Annotated in this window: 3 protein-coding genes; all 3 read right to left on the minus strand. The window is 74.0% G+C overall.

The annotated features are described in order from the left end of the window. A partial coding sequence (locus tag Pta02_RS40605; protein WP_203880384.1) for a hypothetical protein occupies nucleotides 1–639 on the minus strand: 639 nt, incomplete at its 3' end. A gap of 89 nt (nucleotides 640–728) precedes the next feature. Further along, nucleotides 729–1,967: a glycosyltransferase family 2 protein gene (locus Pta02_RS40610; RefSeq protein ID WP_203880385.1), complete on the minus strand. Its 1,239-nt coding sequence runs from the start codon at nucleotides 1,965–1,967 to the stop codon at nucleotides 729–731. Beyond that, nucleotides 1,964–2,314, minus strand: a complete 351-nt coding sequence (locus Pta02_RS40615; RefSeq protein WP_203880386.1) for a hypothetical protein — start codon at nucleotides 2,312–2,314, stop codon at nucleotides 1,964–1,966. The genes Pta02_RS40610 and Pta02_RS40615 overlap by 4 nt, the downstream gene beginning before the upstream one ends. Nucleotides 2,315–2,492 lie beyond the last annotated feature (178 nt).

Below are 2,492 nucleotides of genomic sequence, written 5' to 3' on the forward strand. Positions count from 1 at the left end.
CAGCCGGGTCCCGTCGGCGCGCACGGCCTCGGCCAGCACCGCGGCGGTGGTGGTGTCCACCGAGGCGTAGGCCATCACGCCGGAGGCGTTGGCGGTGTCGCGGGTGAGCGTGCGGCCCTTGTAGGTCACCTCGCCGATGGCGGCGTGGTCGAGCCCGGACCACATCCAGCCGTAGGCGGCGGCGAAGCCGGGGGTGGCGGCGGTCAGCTGCCAGATGTTGTCGTTCATCCAGATGACGGGACGGGCGGTGGAGCGCACGTCGTCCAGGAACGCGGCCGGCAGCGGCTCGCCGTAGGTGGAGCCGACGTAGAGCACGGCCGTGTACGGCTCCATCGCGCCCTTGGTGTAGGCCGCCACGGGCATCGCGGTGTAGGTGCCGAAGTGGCCGGCGAGGTTGGCCGCCTGGATCGCGTACAGCTCGCCGGTGTGGCTCCACTGGCCGGTGGTGTCGTAGAGCACCAGCGTGGAGCGGCCGGTCCCGGCCAGGCCTCCCTTGAAGACCGCGGCCGCGGCGGGGACGCTGTCGGCCGCGGCGGGGACGCGCCGGGTCAGGCCGGCGCTCAGCAGCGTCGCGGTGCACAGCGTCGCCAGCGTGAGCAGGATCGCCAGACGGCGGCGGAGGGGGCTGGTCGTGGGCATGGTCCCTGTCCTGGTGGAGGAGGTCGCGGGTGGCCGGCGGCGGGCTGTACGGCCGCTGCGGGCGAAGACGGGCGAGGGCCCGGGGATGCTCAGGTGCGGGCGGTCTTGAGCCAGCTCTGGCGGCCGGAGATCGTGCGTCCCACGGCCCACCAGCCGGCGGCGAACCACTGGTAGCCGTAGAGCACGAACGCGTGCCCGAGCAGCAGGGAGCGCAGCAGGCCCAGCTCGCGGTCGCGCCGCCAGTAGACGTAGCCGTAGACGAGGGCGACGCCGAACGACAGCCCGTACCACAGGGCGAACATGGCGGGCGAGATCACGCTGTGCCCGGCCTGCAGCGAGGCCGCCGCCAGGGCCAGGCCCGAGGCGACGAAGGCCATCGGCAGCAGGGAGGTCAGCAGCAGGAACCAGGGGCTCATCAGGTGGTAGACCAGGTCCGGGGCGGCGGTGGCCGGGGCGCGGCGGATGACCAGCGGCAGCAGCTTGCCGGCCTGCAGGTGGCCCTGGAACCAGCGCGAGCGCTGCCGCACCAGCCGCTTGGGCGACAGGACGGCCTGCTGGTGCACGGCGGTGGTGTGGCAGAAGCGGTTGCGCCATCCGGCGGCCAGCATCCGCACGCCGAGGTCGAGGTCCTCGGTCAGGCAGTCGCTCCAGGGGTCCTGGCCGAGCTCGGCCAGCGCGCTCAGGCGCATGAACTGGCCGTTGCCGCCCAGGCCGACGCTGCCCAGGTGGCGGCGGCCGTTCTGGAAGACGTCGGTGTAGACCACGAACTCCATGTCCTGCATGCGCGCCAGCAGGCCGCTGTGGCGGTTGTACATGCGCACGCCGATCTGGACCGCGCCGGTGCCGGGGTCGGCGAAGTAGGGGGCCACCTCGCCCAGGGCGTCGACGTCCAGGCGCCCGTCGGCGTCGAGCACGCAGACGACGACCTGGGAGGGGTCGCGCCCGGCCAGCAGGCCGGAGCCGGTCAGGTGGGCCAGGCCCGCATTGAGCGCGGCGCCCTTGCCGCGGCGGGCGTCGGGCAGGGTGCGCTGCAGCAGCCAGATGCGGTCGTCCTCGGCGGCGGCGGCGCGGACGATGTCGGCCGTGGTGTCGGAGGAGGCGTCGTCGACGACGAGGACCGCCAGGTCTCCGGGCAGGCCGCGCAGCCGCTCCAGGCTGGCGCCGAGCACCTTCTCCTCGTCCAGGCAGGCCATGAGGAAGACGAAGAACGGCGCGGGCTCGGCGGGCGCGGCGGGGCGGCGCACGCGCCGCGACAGCAGGAACATCATCGCGGTGTAGCCCAGGCCGAGCACGATGACCGCGGAGCTGAGCTGCAGCAGCGCGCTCAACGGGTCACCTGCGCGGCGGACGGGCGCGGGGCGGCCGCGGCGCCGCGGCGGCGGCCGGCGTCGACGCCGCGCAGCACGGCTCCGACGGCCAGCAGGCTCGTCATGATGAGGAGGAAGATCCCGAATCCCGCGCCGGTGATCATCAGCATGGTGCGGGCCACGTCCACCGCGAGGGAGGCGGCCTCACCGGCCACCGCGGCGGAGCCCTCGGCGGCGGCGGACACGGTGGACGCTGTGGACATGGTGGACACGGCGGTCTCGGCCGCGGCGGGGTCGCCCGGCAGGACGGCGGTGGCGGCCACACTCATTCCGGCGCCGGTGAGGGCGAGTGCGCTGTTGGCGTACATCTCAGATCCCCCCCGCCGTCGCGGAGGGGGAGGCCGGGAAGAAGGCCGGGGAGGCGGAGAGGCCGGAGCGCGGCGGCACGGCGACAGTGGGCATGGGAACGGACCCTCACAACGAAACGGACCCGGACATCCCGAAGGGACGTCACCTGACAGGTGACGGGTGCGGTCTCGCCATTCA

Source organism: Paraplanobispora takensis (assembly GCF_016863195.1).
GTDB classification, from domain to species: Bacteria; Actinomycetota; Actinomycetes; order Streptosporangiales; family Streptosporangiaceae; genus Planobispora; species Planobispora takensis.

Bases quoted from the DNA above. Each gene is read 5' to 3' on its own strand.
- Pta02_RS40615 (WP_203880386.1), bottom strand. From the start codon at position 2,314: ATGTACGCCAACAGCGCACTCGCCCTCACCGGCGCCGGAATGAGTGTG.